Annotated in this window: 15 protein-coding genes; all 15 read right to left on the minus strand. The window is 39.7% G+C overall.

What is annotated here, in order from left to right:
- Positions 1–27: 27 nt before the first annotated feature.
- Entirely contained in the window at positions 28–2,499 is a 2,472-nt protein-coding gene (locus QKW49_RS12895; protein WP_282867972.1) for an alpha-ketoacid dehydrogenase subunit alpha/beta, read from the minus strand.
- Between the two features lie 14 nt (positions 2,500–2,513).
- On the minus strand, positions 2,514–3,878 hold the full coding sequence (gene lpdA, locus QKW49_RS12900) for a dihydrolipoyl dehydrogenase (protein WP_282867973.1): 1,365 nt from the start codon (positions 3,876–3,878) through the stop codon (positions 2,514–2,516).
- Between the two features lie 14 nt (positions 3,879–3,892).
- Entirely contained in the window at positions 3,893–5,263 is a 1,371-nt protein-coding gene (locus QKW49_RS12905) for a dihydrolipoamide acetyltransferase family protein (protein ID WP_282867974.1), read from the minus strand.
- Positions 5,264–5,667: 404 nt separating this feature from the next.
- Complete coding sequence (locus QKW49_RS12910; RefSeq protein WP_282867975.1) at positions 5,668–7,053, minus strand: ATP-binding protein; 1,386 nt, start codon at positions 7,051–7,053, stop codon at positions 5,668–5,670.
- Between the two features lie 4 nt (positions 7,054–7,057).
- Positions 7,058–7,771 (minus strand): response regulator transcription factor, encoded by a 714-nt coding sequence (locus QKW49_RS12915; RefSeq protein ID WP_282867976.1) that lies wholly within the window; start codon positions 7,769–7,771, stop codon positions 7,058–7,060.
- Positions 7,772–7,837: 66 nt separating this feature from the next.
- Complete coding sequence (locus tag QKW49_RS12920) at positions 7,838–9,691, minus strand: sulfite exporter TauE/SafE family protein (RefSeq protein ID WP_282867977.1); 1,854 nt, start codon at positions 9,689–9,691, stop codon at positions 7,838–7,840.
- A 120-nt stretch (positions 9,692–9,811) separates the two neighbouring features.
- Positions 9,812–10,180, minus strand: a complete 369-nt coding sequence (locus QKW49_RS12925; RefSeq protein WP_282867978.1) for a VOC family protein — start codon at positions 10,178–10,180, stop codon at positions 9,812–9,814.
- Positions 10,181–10,258: 78 nt separating this feature from the next.
- Positions 10,259–11,503, minus strand: a complete 1,245-nt coding sequence (locus QKW49_RS12930) for a M14 family zinc carboxypeptidase (protein ID WP_282867979.1) — start codon at positions 11,501–11,503, stop codon at positions 10,259–10,261.
- A gap of 275 nt (positions 11,504–11,778) precedes the next feature.
- On the minus strand, positions 11,779–12,681 hold the full coding sequence (gene queG / locus QKW49_RS12935) for a tRNA epoxyqueuosine(34) reductase QueG (protein ID WP_282867981.1): 903 nt from the start codon (positions 12,679–12,681) through the stop codon (positions 11,779–11,781).
- Positions 12,682–13,014: 333 nt separating this feature from the next.
- The gene (locus QKW49_RS12940; RefSeq protein ID WP_282867982.1) at positions 13,015–13,338 is read right to left on the minus strand and encodes an STAS domain-containing protein; all 324 of its coding nucleotides are present in this window, start codon (positions 13,336–13,338) and stop codon (positions 13,015–13,017) included.
- Positions 13,322–15,340: a methyl-accepting chemotaxis protein gene (locus QKW49_RS12945; protein ID WP_282867983.1), complete on the minus strand. Its 2,019-nt coding sequence runs from the start codon at positions 15,338–15,340 to the stop codon at positions 13,322–13,324. Before QKW49_RS12945 ends, QKW49_RS12940 begins: the two co-directional genes overlap by 17 nt.
- On the minus strand, positions 15,340–15,741 hold the full coding sequence (locus QKW49_RS12950; RefSeq protein WP_282867984.1) for an ATP-binding protein: 402 nt from the start codon (positions 15,739–15,741) through the stop codon (positions 15,340–15,342). The genes QKW49_RS12945 and QKW49_RS12950 overlap by 1 nt, the downstream gene beginning before the upstream one ends.
- A gap of 171 nt (positions 15,742–15,912) precedes the next feature.
- On the minus strand, positions 15,913–17,301 hold the full coding sequence (locus QKW49_RS12955) for a sodium:alanine symporter family protein (protein WP_349239115.1): 1,389 nt from the start codon (positions 17,299–17,301) through the stop codon (positions 15,913–15,915).
- 76 nt (positions 17,302–17,377) lie between these two features.
- The gene (locus QKW49_RS12960; protein ID WP_282867986.1) at positions 17,378–18,064 is read right to left on the minus strand and encodes a response regulator; all 687 of its coding nucleotides are present in this window, start codon (positions 18,062–18,064) and stop codon (positions 17,378–17,380) included.
- A complete protein-coding gene (locus tag QKW49_RS12965) occupies positions 18,065–19,639 on the minus strand; it encodes a sensor histidine kinase (protein ID WP_282867987.1) in 1,575 nt (524 codons plus the stop codon).
- Positions 19,640–19,658: the final 19 nt, after the last annotated feature.

The following is a 19,658-nucleotide window of genomic DNA, read 5'->3' on the forward strand; positions in this document are numbered from 1 at the left end:
CATGAAGTTCACAGTAAAGGCAATTATTTATACACCCAGTTTGTTGATTCTGATCTGTTCATTGGATGTAAAGTTATTATTCGCTACATGACCTTTAAGCGGTAGTATTTTTTCATGAATAGCATCCACGATCCATTCCGGCTGCGGGAAGAAGTATTCCTCTAATTCAAAGGCCGGAGTGATCCAGTTTCTCGCTCCCACAACTACCGGTGGCGCATCCAGATAGTCAAATGCAAGTTCACTGATAGTCTGCGCCATGTCTTTCAGGTGTGAACCACGTTCGCAAGCATCACTGGTTAAAAGAATTCGTCCGGTCTTTTTTACCGATTCAATCACTTTTTCATAATTAAACGGAACAATAGATCTTGCATCAATAATTTCAGCAAATATTCCATACTTTTCTTCCAATATCTTTGCTGCATCCAACGCACGATACAAAGTTGCGCCTATGGTCAGGATAGTGATATCCTTCCCTTCTTTTTTCACATCAGGTTCACCGATAGGAACCTCATAGTACCCTTCCGGTACTCCTTCCGTATGGAATAATTCTCCTATATCATAAAGTCTCTGGCTTTCAAAGAATATCACCGGATCAGTTCCTGCCAAAGCGCTGTTCATTAAGCCTTTTGCATCATAAGGTGTAGCCGGGAATACCAACTTCAGACCCGGGATATGCGCACAGAGAGAAGTCCAATCCTGAGAATGCTGCGCACCGTATTTTGATCCTACAGATACCCTTACAACCACCGGCATTTTTAAAACTCCGGCACTCATGGACTGCCATTTTGAAAGCTGGTTGAATATTTCATCACCGGATCTTCCAAGGAAATCGCAATACATCAGTTCTACTACCGCTCTTCCGCCGCACATGCCGTAACCTACCGCTGAACCGACGATGGCACCTTCTGAAATCGGGGAGTTAAATAGTCTATGGTATGGCAGTGCTTCCGTAAGTCCTCTATATACCGCAAAGGCGCCTCCCCAGTCTCTGTTTTCCTCACCATAAGCGATGAGTGTAGGATCGGTATAGAATTTATCGATCATTGCTTCAAAAATCGCATCTCTGTATTGATACATCTTATTCTTGGAAACCGGGTTTCCATCTTGTACACCTACTCTGATCTTTCTGGCGATCTGCTGTACTCTTGGATTCTCCTCTTTCGACATGAGTACGTCACATTCACGGTCTTCCATTTTTTCTATCTTTTCGTTGGAGAACATCAGCTCTTCAATCTGTCTTGGTTTTTCAACCATATTCATTCTAGGGGATACACTGTCATCGGTTGCTAATTTACAGATCTTTGTAATTAATTCAACAGTGCTTTCCTGTATTTCAGCGAATTTATCTTCTTTGCCGACTTTTGCGTCTATCAATGCTTTTTTGAAGGTGATGAGCGGGTCATGCTCCATCCATGCTTCGATCTCTTCTTTTGTTCTGTAGCTGGAAGCATCCGATGGTGAATGTCCTGTAAATCTGTAGGTCAGAGTATCCATTAATACCGGACCTCTTTTTTCTTCCAGTATCTTTTTCTTTCTCTTCATTGCATCGATCACTGCCAGCGGATTGTATCCGTCAACGCGTTCTGCGTGCATTTGCTCAGGATTTACACCTGCACCCACTCTTGCAAGGATATTATAACCCATGGTTTCTCCGGCAGTCTGACCGCCCATACCATATTGGTTATTGAAGAAATTAAGAATAAAAGGAAGTCCTCCTTGATGCTCGCCTTCCCAAAGCGTCTTATACTGATCCATTGCAGCCATACATAGACCTTCCCATACAGGACCGCAGCCCATGGCAGCATCTCCGATGTTTGCAATAACAAGACCTTTTTTCTTGTTTACCTTTTTGTAAAGCGCAGCACCTACCGCAATATCTCCGGAACCGCCTACCAGCGCGTTATTAGGGTAAATACCGAAAGGCGTAAAGAACGCGTGCATGGATCCGCCTAATCCTTTATGGAATCCTGTTGTACGGGCAAAGATTTCCGCAAGGGTACCGTAAACTAAAAAGTCTACTGCCAATTCCTTTACATCGTTCTTATTCTTTTGTTTTCCTTCCACCACTTTGAGGATAGCACCATCAAAATACTTTTCCATGGTTTCCATCAGTTCTTTATCACTAAGCTTTTCAATTGCTGAAAGACCTTTTGCAAGAATTTCTCCATGGCTTCTGTGAGAACCGAAAATATAGTCATCCTTATCCAGGATATATGCCTGACCTACGGCAGAGGCTTCCTGACCGATTGACAAATGGGCAGGTCCCGGATGATTGTATTGTATTCCATTATACTCACTGGTAGTCTTGATGATATTGATCATACTTTCAAATTCACGTATAATGGTCATATCTCTGTATATTCTTAAGAAATCTTCTGTAGAGAAATTGTCTTTTTCTTCATCAATACTTTTATTGTATTGATTTACCGGGATGTCATTAAATTTCACCCATCCGCTTTTTCTGACTTCATTTGGATCAATATATAGTGATTTTGGCATTTTATTATCCCCCTTTAAAATTCAAAAATGGCTTCTCTTATGATTTCGCATACCGTCGGATGCGGGAATACCAATTCTTTAATATCGTTGACTCTCATCTCGGTCTCTATCATCAAGCCTGCGCCGTAGATGATTTCGGATGCATAATTTCCGATCATATGCACACCGATCAGCTTTCTGTGTTTCTTATCGATGAGCACCTTGCATATGCCGTCTCCACCTTCATTTTCAGCTACATACCTGCCGCTGTACATCATGGAAAGTTTCGCAACCTCAAATTCAATGCCCTTCTGCTTCGCTGTTTCTTCTGTTTCACCTACACAACCCACTTCAGGATTGGTATAGATAACCGCAGGGATGGCGTTATATCTCATGATATCTTTTTTACCCAGTATCGTGTTAATGCACACTTCCGCTTCACGATACGCGGTATGGGCCAACATGGAAGTTCCATTTACATCACCGGCAGCATACACTTCCGGAATGTTTGTCTTTCCCCGTTCATCCACCTTGATGCTACCCCGTTCGGTTTGTACTCCTATTTTTTCTAATCCTAGACCTTCGGTGACCGGTCTCCGGCCAATACTTAGCAATACCTTATCGGCTTCAACAGTGAAGGTCTGTCCATTGGATTCATATACAACGGCACCCGGTTTCACTTCAACCACTTTGCAACCCAACTTGAACGCTACACCTTTTTTCTCATAATTCTTCATTAGGATTTCGGAAATTTCTCCATCAGTAGGACCTGCAATTTTATTCAGCATTTCAATCACCGTAACGCTGCTTCCGGCAGAGTTGTAATAGGAAGCCATTTCAAGACCAATCACTCCGCCGCCCACAATCACTAATGATTTAGGCACTTCCTTTAATTCGAGGACTTCCCTATTGGTAAGCACATAGCCATTATCGATTCCTTCTTTCACTCCCGGAATAGGCGGAACAATAGGGGCTGAACCTGTTGCTATTAATAAGCGCTTGCCGCTGTAGGTGTCTTTGTCTACCTTTACCTCATATCCTTCGGTATTTTTACCGGTAATTTCTGCTATACCGTCAACTACTACTACCTTGTTTTTCTTAAGTTTTCCCTTCACCCCGGTTACAAGGGTTTTAATAACTTTGTTCTTTCTCGCCATCACGGCAGCGTGGTCAAGTGTTACCTTTCCCGCAATAACACCATATTTTGCTCCGTGGCGGGCATTATCAAAAACCTTGGCTGAGTACAGAAGTGCTTTGGAAGGTACGCAGCCTTCGTTCAAACAAACGCCTCCAACCGACCTTTTCTCAATTAATAATGTGCTCAAACCGGCATGGCCTGCTCTTTCAGCAGCCAAATAGCCCGCCGGGCCTCCGCCAATAACAATTAAATCGTATGTCACAGTATCACCTCTTCCTACTTCACCAACATAATGCTGAAGTTTTCAAGATTCTTCTTCAATTCCTGCAGGAATTTTGCCGCAGGCGCTCCATCCAGTGCTCTATGGTCAAAAGTAAGGGATAATCCCATTGCCGGATAGAACTCATACTCTCCGTCAACCTCTCTTGCTTTCTGTACGATGGTATTTACACCCAGTATTCCGGTCTGCGGCGGATTAAGTACAGGCGTAAAGCTTTCAACATCCAATGTTCCAAGATTGGTCACCGTGAAGCTTCCTCCCTTTAACACATCCGGATTGATGGTTCCTGACTGGCAGTCTTTCACCAATTTCTTAGTCTCTTTCGATATTTCATTTAATGATTTCAGGTTTGCATTGAATATATTAGGTACCATCAACCCTCTTTCAGTATCCACAGCAACACCCAGATTTACATTTCTGAAGTATAACATTTTATCATCCAGAAAATGCGCGTTTAGATCTTTATGACTCATCAACGTTCTTGAAACCGCATATAGAATAATATCATTTAACGTAATATTCTCAAGTCCCAGCCTGTCCTTGCCTTCTTTTAACTTCTTCCTGAAATTAAGGATATCCGTTGCATCAAAGGAAGCATTCAAAGTAAGCTGACAAGTAGAAGTGATGGAATGATGCATTGCTTTCGCAATCACCTTTCTGATATTTGTAAGCTTCACTTCTTCGTAAAGAGGCTGCTGAGATTGTTCAGCCTGAACTGCATCTGTATTAGCAGGCACTGCACTCAGGTCTCCGGTTGTAATTCTTCCGCCTAATCCGGTACCTTGCGGCATTTGTCCCGCGCCGGCTTTCATAAATTCATCTCTTGCCGCGCCCGTCATTACATAACCGGACTCTTTGAGAGTTATAACATCCTGCTCAATAATTCTACCGTTAGGACCTGTTGGTAAAGCATAGCGGTAGTCCACCCCTGTTTTTTCTGCAAGATTTTTTGCTCTGGGAGATATCTTAATCTTATCTCCTGTATCTACAGCCATAGATATAATATCTTGGTTTGCAGATTCAGCTTTTTCCTCAACCTTCACTTCCGCTTGGCTTTGTTCTGATGGAGTTACTGCTTTTTCTTCTGCAACGGCTTGCGCATTAGGATTAAATTCATCGGTACTTTCACCCTCATTTCCTATTACACAAACATTCATTAAACAAGGGACATCGTCTCCTTCTTCAAAAAACACATCAAGAAGAGTTCCGCTGACCTTCGCCTCTTCATCAAAGCTCGCCTTATCTGTTTCATATGAAAATAGAACTTCTCCAACCTCAACCGGCTCCCCTTTTTGCTTGTACCATTTTGCTATAATACAGCTTTCTACCGATTGACCTTGTCTGGGCATAATTACTACTGTAGCCATATTGACCTCCCGTTAAAAGATTATTAATTGATTTGTAAACAACAAGCGATAGGTTCTGTTATTTTATTTCATTTAAATGTTAACATTTATCATTTATTAATTAAATAATATCATTTAATGTCATATACGTCAATAATAATTTTGTACATATTTACGATAATAGTAGTATTTGCGGACGACCACAGGTCGTCCTACATTTTAAATAATATGAAAAAAACCTTAAAATCGAAATGCTTGTTAAAAAATGCTTGGAATCATCCTATATACTAGGAAATGAAAGTATTATCCGTAATTTTGTGGCTATTTTTATTTTAAACAAATAGAGAGTATCAAAAACTACTTAAAAAGTAGTTTTATGACACTCTCATATATTTTTATCACCTAAACATGATGAATTTTGTATTCTACTTTGGTAATATTACTTTAAATTCGGTTCCTATATTCATTTCACTCTTAACTTCTATCCTGCCGCCATGGGCTTCAGCGATTGCCTTTGCAATTGTTAACCCTACCCCTGAGCCACCGGTCATTCTATTTCTGGATTTGTCCGCTCTATAGAACCTTTCGAAAATATACGGCAAATCCTCCTGCCCAATTCCCTGTCCGGTATCTTTAACGATAATTTCTACCATGTCTTTGTTGCTTTCAACATCAACAAATACCTTCCCTTCTTTCGGTGTATATTTCAATGCGTTAGAAAGCAAATTGACAAGAACCTGTCTCATTTTATCCGGGTCAGCGTGGATCATTTGTTTCCGTTGGGTATACTCAATGTTTATACCTTTATTTCTAAACTGGCCTTGAAAATTTATAATGATTGAATGTATCATATCTCCAACATCAAATGTACTTTGATTCAGGGGAAGCTGTTCCCCTTCAAACTTAGCCAAAAGATGCAGATCACCGATCATCTTATTTACTCTTATGATTTCTTCGTGACAGCTCTTTAATCTTTCTACTGTCGGCTTCCATATGCCATCTACCATCGCTTCTATATGACTTTGCAGCGTGGTCATGGGTGTTCGCAGTTCATGCGCAACATCCGCAGTCAACCTTTTCCGCAAATTTTCCTGTACCTCAAGGGTTTTTGCCAGATCTTTCACTGCTGCTGTAAGATCCCGAATTTCCTTTGTATTTGAACGTTCTGCACTTTTTAGTGTATAGTCTCCTTTTGCGATCATTTGTGCATCATGAATCACTCTTGTAATAGGTAAACTCAGCTTTTTTGAAATCACTGCCGCAAATAAAAGTGAGATAGTAAGTGCAAAAAGAGTGATCCACAGTAATGCGATATTTAAATCATTAATAAAATGAAGGTCACTATCTGTAAAATAGAAGGGACCATAATATCCTATTTCAACACTTCCTACCTGGGTAAGCTTTCTCATCACAGGATATTCATCCACAACATATCCTCCCTGCCAATTAGGATATCTGCTCATCATGTTTCTAGCCATGTGGTAGATCATCTGCTGGCATAAACCACTGTTGTGCTGGGTGGCATCCCAAATAACATCGCCTTGCGAACCTTTGATTTTTAAAATGAGCCCTTCTTCCAAACTACTTATGCCGATGGCTTCAATGACATCCATTCGCCACTTATTACTATCGGTGTATTGCTGGCTAATACGCATTACTACTTCAGTATTTTTTTTCTTTTGATTTTCAATCACATATTCCCTGAAATTCTTTTCAAGCAAAAAATTTGCCAATACACCAATAGAAAGTACCAGCGTCACCGTAATCAACACAAAAGCCAATGATAATTTTGTTCGTAAACTCATTGTCATGCGATCATCCACCCCCAAATTTATACCCAATACCGTGTACTGTTAGGATATATCTAGGATTCCGTGTGTTTTTCTCCAACTTCTGTCTTAGGTTTTTTATATGTGTGTCTATTGTCCTGTCATATCCGTCGTAATCTTCCCCTAAAGCCATATTCATCAGTTCTTCCCGGGTAAATACTTTCGAAGGGTACTTCACCAATACCGCTAACAATTTATATTCTTTTGGAGTCAGATTCACCAGGCTGCCGTCTTTTCTGACTTCATGCCTGATATTATCAATAATCAGCTCATCATTGTTAAATGATAGTACATTAAAAAGCGGCATCGGTTCTTCACCGCTTCTGCGCAGCAGCGCGATCACTCTGGCTACTAACTGCCTTGCACTGAACGGCTTAGTGATATAATCATCAGCCCCTATATCCAATCCTTTCAATATATCTTCTTCGTCAATCTTGGCTGTAAGCATCATAATAGGTACACGTGACTGTTTTCGAATCACTGTACAAATCTCTTCCCCTGAAACATCCGGCAGCATCAAATCCAGGATAATTAAAGATGGATGGACCTTTTGAAAAATTGAGAGAGCATCATTCCCATTATATGCTTCATAAACATCAAAACCGCTGTTTTCAAGATAGGATTTAACAACTTCAACAATCTTCGGTTCATCATCTACTACAAGAATCTTTTTACTGCTCAATACTGTTTCCTCCCTCATTTCTCACATAACGCTTTTTAAGGCTCGGACAGAGTATTCCCCCATCCGAACCTTAAGACTTGCTCTTCAACCACAGCAGCCGCCTGTTCCACCCACAGGCTGAAACTGTTCTATCTCTTTTTTTATCTCTTCAATATTAATATTATTCACATCGTCCACTACTTTAACGTAGCCATTCAGCATTCGCATCCAGCAGCTAAAAGTAAAATCCGCTTCCGGAGTGAACTCTATGGCGTTTTCTCCATCCTTTAAACTAATGTTGGCATTGTACTCCGGAAAAATCAAGCGGTTGTTACAGTAATTCAGCTGTTCTCCATTGATATTCCACTTCGTTTTTACACCTTTTTGAAGTATGACAACAGCCGGAATAAACCCTTCATCATTGATAGCAATGCTTACATTCTGTACACCATCATTGATTTCTCCTATGGCAATTTCATCGGTGGGTATATTACCGTTGGCAAACTTTTCTGCCGAACTGCCGGCTGAGCAGCATCCGCCTCCTCCAAACAATCCTGCCCCTCCGCTCTCTTTAGCCTGCTGAATATCAGCATCGGATACCTTGCTGATATCATCCACAACTTTGATATTACTTGTAATCATCCCCATCCAACAAGTGTATGGTATATTTCCTTCTTCATCCGGCGTAAATTCAATAATATTATCTCCCGGTACAAGTGTTTTTTGAAGACCATACTTTGGAATAGTCACAGGGCTATTACATCCATTTATGCTGTTCGCATCTGCTTGAATGGTCCATTTTACAGGAATCCCTTTTTGTACGATAATTGGCGAATACCGTCTTGATTGCAGTGTAGTTGTTACTAGCTGTACATCTCCTTCCACAACTGCCACATTTGCTAATTTTGGTGCTGCAAATGCAACGGAAATACCGGACAGGCTTAACCCTCTATTTAACATAATGACTCCCAGGATCATTACGAGGACGGCGCTTACTTTTAACATCTTATTTGTAAATTTGCCACTTAAGAAGGAACTGATTGCCCCAAACCCAAACATAAGCGGCACCGTGCCAACGCTGAACATAAGCATGGACAACGCGCCCGCCGCAAAACTCCCCGTCCCCAAAGCATATAACTGCATGGCTTGAAGCGGCCCGCAAGGCATCAACCCATTTAATAGTCCCACATAAAATGGTCCGTAATTTCCTTTATTATTATATATCTTATTACCGAAAAATTTAGGCATTCTCGGGTTCAGTTTTCTAAGCCAGGGAAAAATATTCAGCATATTCAATCCCATAATCACCATAAATCCACCGGAAGCCACAGCAACAATCCCTTTTGCCGTTCCGGAGAAACTCACCACCGACCCTAATGCTCCAACAATCCCGCCTATTAAAGTATAGGATACCACTCTTCCTGAATTATATAACAAGCTTGGCTTTAGCTTTGTAAGGTTTCCTTTCTCATTGCCTGTGTGATAAGCAACACACTGGGATAAATTAATTCCGCCGCACATTGCTATACAATGTAACGATGTTAATATACCTACCACAAAAAGAATACCATACCCCATAGACTGATCAATTTCCGGAATAAAATTGAACCCTACCGTATTATTAATGATTGTATATGCAGCTAATAATAATATCCCAATCCCTAAGAGATGACTAATTTTCATTCTATCATCCGCCGGGTTTCCAGCATTGCCGTTCCTACCGACTGCAGACACACCATTCTCTTTCACCTTATAATGCAGTTTTTCTATAACACTTATAATGTTAGCAAGGTCTACTTTATCCGCATCATAACTAATATCCACTCTGGAACTGCTGAAAGCAGCCTTCACGTATATTACCCCATCTATTTTTTTAAGGCTATTCTCTATCCTCATTTCACAACTGGTGCAGGTCATCCCATCAATCATAAACGTCTTCTGAATCACTCTTTGCGGCATACAAATCCTCCCTGACGGCTTTAAAGCCGATATTATGGTGATATCATTATACCAGCAAGTTGTGAAGATTTTATGAAGAAATTCAGAAGAACAAAAAGAGAAGAGTATCTTACTCTTCTCTTATCTTTTAGGTACGATCTCAAGCCAATAATTATCAGGATCATTAATAAAATATATTCCCATCGCTTCGTTCTCATAGCAAATGCATCCCATTTTTTTATGTAATTCATGTGCCGCGTCAAAGTCATCCGCGGTAAATGCAATGTGGAACTCATTGTCTCCAAGATTATACGGTTCTTTTCTGTCTCTCAGCCAAGTCAATTCCAACTTGTGTGGAGTAGTTTCATCGCCTAGAAAAACTAGTATAAAGCTTCCATCAGCAGCTTCTTTACGCCTTGTTTCTACCAATCCTAAAGCTTCTTTATAGAAAGCAAGACTTTTTTCAAGGTCCAATACATTAATATTGTTGTGATTAAATACGAATTTCATCTTATCGCTCCTTCAATATTGTAAAATAAGTGATTGCCTTATCCTTATTATATCATACCAGATTAGTAATTTATACCATCAATTCTGTAGATCTATCGCTTCTTGCATAAGCAGCAAACCCATATACTTCCCTTTATTCCATACCAGACTATCAAACTTCTCGTCGGCATGAGGTATATCGGTATTATTAAATGGGGTTAACTCTATACAGAATGCCGGTCTTTTAAATTCAAGTCTGAACCAATTTTCATAGCCTGCCCCATAAATTGCAGGGTCTTGTGATACAGGCATTTTCTTATATTCGGTAAGCTTTGAAATGCTGTCTGCAATTTTTTCCGCTGAAGGAATCTCTTTGTAAGTTCCGCTATCGGCCCAGTAAATGACTTCTCCTTTCGAATGAAAAGACGCAGCCAAAAGAAATTCATGCTGTCGGCTAAGTGCCATCATTGCTTGCACCTCAGGTTCCGATGCTGGGCTATATCCCTTAAACATTTCAGAGCTGGGCACATGGGTATTGCTTTTCTTAACTTCCCATTCCGCAGGATACTGTCTATTTAAATCAACGCCGTTAATATTGGCTTTCCATTGTGAGTAGTGCGGCTGCAGCATCGTCATTGCTGCTACTTTTTCAGCATCTTTGACTGCATCAATTCCATTTTGCACCAAATTCACACCGTCGGGATTGACCATAGGAACAATATATAATGTAACCTCATCCAACAAATCCTTCACATGGTATTCACCGAAGTCTTTAACATCTTTATAGTAAGACGAATAAGTTTCTACCATTTTCATAAGATAGGAGGAAGAAATATATTCTCTAGCATGATGGCTGCCACATAATAATATTTCCCTACTGCCCTTCCCTAATTTTATGAGCAACAGGTTTCGACCTTCTACCGACTGCCCAATGCTGTCCAACTTGATAATATCGGGATATAGTATCTCCAATTGGAGGGCGTCCTTAGCCATTTGGTCATACCCGTAAGCAACGTAGGGATTTACAACAGATCCTTTGCTGCCGATATCATCTTTTTGCTCCTGTACCGATTGTTCATCTGACTGTACCTCTTGCTTTTGCCACAACGGTTTATTTGATTGTTCATCGCCTTGCACCGGTTTCTCATGCCCAACGTCCTCAGTCTTCTGCTCAACTTGTTCAAGCTCTGATTCACTTATAACATCCGACTGATCATTAACTATATTGACTGCCGGAACAGTGCCAATAGTCTCTTGCATATTCTGAGCATAAGAATGAGACACACCGGCAGCCAAAAAAGCGATTCCTATCATGCTGCAAAAGATTATCTTCTTTACTTCCATCACACATACCTACTTACTAAATATAATATACTATAATATAACGCATTAAAGTTTTTACAGTGGCAAACGGTTTTGAGGTGGTGTATGTGTCCTTCAGAGACGCGCCCAAACTCACTTCGTTCAAACAGTGGACGGTCTCTTACGGAAACATACACCACCCCAAACCTACCGTTACTGTAATTTCTTTAATGCGTTACATATAGGGAAAAATCTCTAATATATTATATTCGACAGGCATGTACTTTTCCCTCTTGGGAAATAATAGAACAGGTTAATTAATCATTATTTTTTTCATTTATGACATTAAGATTTCTCAGTATGATCTTTTTTCCTCTCCAACTGAATGCCCTATTTCCATATCTTTTTTTAAATCCTTTGTTTGAATAACTTTCAACATCCTCTTTACTAATATTATAGACAGTGTCTTGTCCAAACTCTTTTAAGTTTGTTTTCTCTGCATGCTTATTATGCGGACATACTTGCTGGCAGATATCACACCCAAATATTTTCCCGCTGCGCTTGAGTATCTTAATCTCTTCTTTAGATAGGTCTTCTTTTTTTTGAGTGATATAGGATGCACACCTGGTAGGGTCCATTTGATAGTTTCCCAGCAAAGCGTTACCGGGACATCTTTTCAAGCACTCCTCACATTGCGCACATTGCTTATCTAAAGGCCTGTCAAACTCAAAGAGATAGTTATTTAAAATATATCCTATAAATACATATGAGCCGTATTTTTCTGTAATAATGCTGTTATTTAATCCGAAATAACCCAAGCCGGCCATATATGCCAAATATCTATCCACTAACGGACCGTTATCAACAAAGGCCAAGTATTCAAAGCCTTTTATCTGCCCTTTTAAAAACTCACCGATCTTTTGGAGCTTTTCTTGAATAATCAAATGATAATCTATTGAATACGTATATTTTGATATATTGGAATTCTCTACTGCATCAGTTAGGTAGGGAAACAAGCATACAATAACCGATTGAACATTCTCCATGGTAAGGCAGGGGCTGATTCTTTTCTCCAAATCTTTTTCCTCCATACCAGTATAGTAGCCTTTACCTATTCTTTGCGTTAAGATGGCTTCTAAATCGTGATATGGCCCCGGAGGAGCTATGCCTACGGCTTCAATCCCTATGTCTTTACAAAATTCTTTCAATTTTTCTTTCAAATTTATTCACCAACACTTTATCCCTATGGCCTGTAGATAGCCATATATAGAACTTTGATTTTCCAACTTATATATCATGCGAGTTTTCGTAGGGGTGGACGACTCTGTCCACCCGCAGATTACGCAATATTGCACCGGGCGGACAGAGTCGTCCGCCCCTACAGGAGCATAATTGATAACATGATATATCTTGAAAAAAACTACAAGCATAACTTTCTTTATCTATATTGAGTATTATACCCTATTTCTTATGTAAATTGTACAGTACTCTTATATAAAAGAGAGCCTTCACTCCTTATATGGAATTCAGGCTCTTGACGGCCTTTTTTTAAATTAATCTACCACAATGCATTGAGGCAATATTTCAAACACTTTATCCAGCCGTGTTAATGTAAATATGCGCATTACCTCCGGCTGAAGGCTGTATAGTTTTAAGCTCCCTCCCTTTTCCATACATTTTTTATAAATAGAGATCAACACCCCTAAGCCTGCGCTATCAATAAAGCTGCATTGAGAAAAATCAATATCAAAAGCCTTTTCACCTGCATTTATTAAGTCATACATCTGTTTTCTGAACTGGTCCACCTCTTTTATCGCAAAATTTTGGGGAACTTTTATTCTTATTCGGTCATTCCTGTTTTCAGCTGTTATTACCATTGTTGTCCTCCTGTATTTTAAACTTTGCCACCAAACTTTCCAAGGTGTTTGCCATACTGCTGGTTTCTTCTGCTGTTGCGGCTACTGTCTCTACAGCAGCTGCCTGCTCCTGGGTAGCTGCTGCTACTTGTTCACTGTTTGCTCCGGTTGCTTCGGTTATGGTAGCAACATTATCGATAAGCTTTATGACTTGCTCAGAACTTGCTACTTCATCTTGTGTAATCTCAACCATTTCTTTGATGCTGCTCACTGTTTTGTTAACCGCCTCAATAATCTCTACAAACGCTTGATCAGTCTCGCTAACCACTTTGACGCCATTGTCTACCGCTTGTTTTCCATGGTCCATTGACACCACCGCTTTACTTGTCTGCGCTGACATTTCATTGATTAGTACCGCGATTTCATGAGCCCCTTTATTAGATTCATCAGATAACTTACGTACCTGTTCCGCAACTACAGTAAATCCTCTGCCGTGTTCCCCGGCTCTGGCAGCTTCAATTGCAGCATTTAATGCCAGCAAGTTTGTCTGCTCTGCGATGGTATTGATAGTTTTAACGATACCACTGACCTTTTCAGACAGGCTGCTAAGCGCCTGTAATATTTCAACCGTTTCTTTTGTATTATAGCTGATAACGTCCATTGCCTTGACGGTTTCCTCTACCTTTGATCGCCCCTGCAATGCGGTATTCATTGTATGATTTGATCCCTCATTTGCTATAACAGCTTTGTTTTGAGCCAATTGAATCAAACTGGAGAGCTGCACCAGTACTTGAGAAGTTTCAATAATAGCGCTGTTTTGATTAGAAGAGTCCTTCGCGACTTCATGAATACTTGCGGCAATTTGCTGGGTGGCGGCATTCACTTGTTCAGAAGAAGCTGCCATTTCTTCAGAAGAAGCTGCCAGCTCCACAGCACCTTCACGTACCTGCCGCACAATCTTAGACTGATTCATGATCATCGTATTAAAGGAATCTCCCAACGCTTGTATCTCATCTTTTGTACGTATATCCGATTTAACTGTCAGATCACCTTCTCCAGCCCTATCCATAAGCATCTGGAGTTTTCTGACAGGTCTTATGATATTACCGGAAGCAATAATATAAGCTATCACCATCGCAATGATAATTGCAAGCAGTGCGATTATTATAGTACTATTTCTTATATCAAAGGCTGAAGCCATATAATCCTTATAATTTGCAGTAGTAGCTACCACCCAGTTTCCCGCAGGCTGAAAAGATACATACTTGTAAACTCCTTCGTATGTATAAAATCCTGAAGAAGTCTCTCCTGCCTTCATTCTTTCAACAATCGCTTTCAATTCCGTGTTATCGGTATCTGCAACATTCTCTACAAGGATCTTATCGGCATTAGGATGATATACTACCAGACCATTTGTGTCGATCATATACCCATATCCGCTCTCACCTATTTTTATCTCCCCAACATGCTCGGAGATCACCTCAAATCTAACACTCCCGACAAGTACCCCTACGATCCTACTCCCTTCAAGTAACGGCTGCGCTATCGCGATAACCGGTCGTTTGGTAAAGTTTGATACCACTACCTCACTGATAACAGTTTCTCCTTGCAGTGCTTTTTTGACATATTCCCTGTCTCTCAAATCCACATTGGACTGTTTTCCTTCATTGTTAAGAACCGTCCGTCCCTGTTTATCTAGAAGTATCACCATTTCAAGAATCTCAGCATTGTCCTGCTGTATGCTTGATAAAAAACGAACAACCGCATCACGGCCATCCTCATTTTCTGCAGATCTTATCAACTCAGCATCTTTAGCTGCTATCTGTATATACTTTTTGACAGAATCAACCGTTCTGTTCACCGCTTCAACAGCTTGGCCGGTAGTAGTATTCAATTCTTGCTCAATAGTATTTTGTAATGCATCAGATGTCATACAATATGATAGGTAGCCTAAAATCACGACCGGTACAGCAATAAGAACAAAAAAACTTAATAATAATTTGGCTTTCAAACTTACTTTCATTAATGCTCCCCCTCATTGATAGTTCTGTTTATTTTCTTTTCTACCACTAAAACACCATCAGCAAACTCTATATAATCTGAAACGCACCCAAGTATAAATAATCCCCTGCCATGCTCATTTAAAACCTGATCATCTGTTATTTCCTTAGGAATAGGGATATGTCCGGATTTAGCACCTCCATTCTTAAATTCAAATCTTGCTATTGTTCCATCATAATAATATCTTAAATAGATGGGTTCTATCGGGTTTCTGTCATTCCCATGAACAAATGCATTTGTAATCCCTTCTGTTAAAATTAATCTTATGTCGTATTCATGATTATTTACCTCCGATACAATTTCATTGATGACGTTCGTATAATGATCTATACCAAATAATACAAACTCCTTTTTTGTAACCATTTGTATCCCTCAGCCCTAATTTTTTTATGTAAATCTAGGTTTTACATTTCTATATTATGGTATATATTTTACCACAATTTTCATATATTTTAAACAAATTTCTTGAAAAAAAAACCTTATTCGACAAAAAAAGCCGAATAAGGTTTTTTGAATATTATTTATTAAATACTGCTATTTTTTGATAGAAATTACTTCATCGGTGGATATTTCATCGATGTTATCATCGAATAAATACTTCTTAGTTTCACTAGCAATAACGCCGCTCAGAAGTAGTAATGAAACAAGGTTTGGTATAGCCATCAGTCCGTTGGTAAGGTCGGAAAAATCCCAAACGATATTGAGAGAGGTGACAGAACCAATAAAGACAACAAAGATAAATACAATCCTATACGGCATAATCGCGCTTTTACCAAATAGGTATTCAATCGCTTTTTCAGCATAATATGACCAACCTAGTATCGTGGAAAATACAAATGTGAAAAGGCCGACTGTTAATATCGCAGGACCAATTACCGGAATAACGGAAAACGCTTCTTTAGTAAGCTCTGCGCCTACTAAGCCTTTTTGCCACGCTCCGGAATTCACAAGAACTAGTCCGGTCATGGCACACACGATAACGGTATCCCAAAAAGTACCGGTGGCCGATACCAAAGCCTGCGATACGGGATTCCTGGTTTTGGCTGCTGCAGCTACGATTGGCGCGCTACCCAAACCGGATTCATTGGAAAACAATCCTCTGGCAACCCCGAATCTCATAGCTGCCATCACACCGGCACCCGCAAATCCTCCAATGGCAGCTTGACCGGTAAACGCCGACTTCAAAATGAGCATTACCGAAGCACCCAATGTTTTATACCCCATCGTGAGGATAATAATACATCCCGCAACATAAAACAGCGCCATAAAAGGAACCAGTATATTGCATATTTTCGCTATACTATGGATACCACCTATAATAACAACAGCAGTAAGTGCCATCATTACCAATCCGGTTACCCATGTTGGTATATTAAAAGTTTTTAACGCCATATCGGAGATAGAGTTCGCCTGGGTCATATTTCCGATTCCAAAGGCAGCCATCGCAGTAAAAACGGCGAATAGCACACCCAACCATCTCATCTTCAATCCGTATTCCAACACATACATAGGTCCTCCGGCCATTGTGCCGTCGGAAGTTTTGACTCTATACTTTACCGCAAGCAGCGCTTCAGCATATTTTGTAGATATTCCGAATACACCGGTTAACCATGTCCAAAGCACCGCGCCTGGTCCGCCAAGCGCAACAGCGGTAGCCACCCCTACGATATTCCCTGTTCCGATGGTAGCCGCTAATGCAGTAGCAAGAGAACTGAATTGGCTGACATCCCCGGCAGAATCATCATCTTTTGTAATAGACAGTTTAATCCCTTTTCCTATGAATCTTTGAATGAATCCCAATCTAAAAGTCAAATATAAGTGCGTACCGAAAAGTAAAATTAATAAGGGCCACCCCCAAATGATGTCACGAATATCTGCGATATTCTTACCTAAAACTTCCATCATGCTCGAAAGAGCTTCCATAAATTCACTTCCTCCTTCTAATCATTTTGTATCTATTTTAGCAACAATCGCAAGTAAAAACAATATCATAATTATCCTAATCTTCTTTTAATCTATATCTATTTTTGGGTCGGCCTACATTCCCATATTCAGGCTCTACAATAACCTTTTGTTCTTTTTCCAGATAATCCAGATATCTCCTTGCTGTTATTCTGGATACTCCTACTTTTTTTGCAATCTGGTAAGAAGTAAAAGTTTCTCCCTTCATATCAGAGATGGTCTCAACAATTTTTTTATAGGTGTGAGGGCTAAACCCTTTGATATCTTTTACTTCTTCTTCCAAACCCGTTCTTTTTTCATTTAAAATATATTTATCGATAATATCCTGTTCTGCACTGTACATCTTCTTCAGATTGTTTTTTCTGTCCTTATACTGCAGCAGCGCTTCTCTAAACCTTTCGAAAGTAAAGGGCTTAATAAGATAATCCACAACCCCATATCGAAAGGCTTCTTCTACCGTGTTCATATTCTTGTCGGCCGTGATTAAGATGACATCACACCCAATATTTTCACTACGAATCCATTTAAGTAAGTCTATTCCTCTGCCTTGAGGAAAAAAAACATCTAACAGTATCAAGTCAGGTTTTTTTTGTTTAATGATTTCCTTGGCTTTTTCTATGCTATTGACACTGTGCTGCACATGATATCCTTCTATCTTGCTTAAAAATTTTTCATTTATTTCTCTTACCATAGGATCATCTTCTACTATAAGTACCTGTATCATTTAATCACCTCTTCCCGCCGGGATAAAAATATCCCAAGTAGTTCCGTTATTTGATATCAACTCTATCGTACCTCCTGCATTATCAACGATTTGTTTTACAATGCTAAGCCCATATCCTCTGCTCCCTGTTTTTGTTGTAAAGCCCTTTTGAAAGATTTTATCTTTGATATCCTGGCTTATTCCCGGCCCATTATCTTCAATCCATATCCTCAAGCCACTATCGTTAGATATTAATTTCACAACAATTTTTCTATCTTCATATTTTACTAACTCATCCATAGCATTTTCGATCAAGTTGCCGATTACTGAGCATATTTCGTCTTCCGTTATGCTTTCAGGTATTGCGGTTATATTTGAGCTGGAATGGATGACAAGATCGATTTTTGATTCTGCTGCTTTATTATATTTTGCCAGTAGTATTCCCGCGATAGGGGCGTTTCTTATTTTATAATTTAAAATTTCTACAATCTCCTGTCTTTGACTGGACAAATCGGCAATATACTTGATGGCCTTATCATATTCTTCTAATTGAATAAGACCGGATATGGTATGAAGCTTATTCATAAACTCATGATTTTGAGCTCTCAGTGCAGAAGTTATTCGCTTGATGCCTGTTAATTCTTCCGCCATCTTCTTCACTTCGGTAAGATCCTGAAAGCTTGATACTACGCCTATGATATCGTTTTTATGATTTTTCAATAAAGTATGGCTGCATAGCAATGTTTTTCCACGGCTTATTCTTATTTCCTGATTATACGCCGACTGCTTGCTCTCCAGCACTTCCATAATGTAGTTCGCAATTTTCAAATGAAAGTTTGTTATATTCTTACCAATATCATCAGCCTTAAAACCAAAAATTTTCTCCGCTGTTTTATTAAATAATATGATTTTCCCTTTTTCATCTATGGCTAAAATACCATTTTTCAAGCTCTGCAGTACATTATCTCTTTGTCCCAAAAGAAGCGCTATTTCTTCGGGCTCCAATCCAAATATGGTGCGTTTGATGCTAAAAGATAAAATAGCCGCACTGATTATACCAATTAACAGCCCTATTGCCAAAGTGATCTCAATATTCGAAATATAGGGTCGTATTTCTTTATACACCTTGTTGTTCAATAGGCCTACCAAAACAGCCCCTACCTGCTGATCCTCATAATAGATAGGAGCGAATGCCCTGATGGCGGAAATCAAAACATTCTTATCTTTTGAAACATAAGCTTCTCCCGTTTCAAGAACTCTTTCCTCTCCGCCACTGATATATTTTTTCCCCAGATCATATTCAATGGGATAAGAATATTTTATCCCATCCATATCCAGTACAATAATGTATTGAAATCTGGTTTTGTGCTTGAAACGTTCGATGGTATTTTGAATCACTCGATAATCCTTGGTGGTTGCCAAAGTCTTCTGAATAATATCCATCTCCGCAACAGTTACTGCCAGATCCATCGCATTATTTCCCATCTGGTTTTCTATGGTTTTTTCCACCTGCTTATACGTTAAGAGACCTATACCTCCGATAACACTAATCAGTATAATGGTCATAAACAACGTTATTCTATGCTGCAACTTCAATTGCTCTCCACCTCTGTCA

It is taken from the genome of Petroclostridium sp. X23 (assembly GCF_030013905.1).
Taxonomy (GTDB): Bacteria; Bacillota; Clostridia; order SK-Y3; family SK-Y3; genus X23.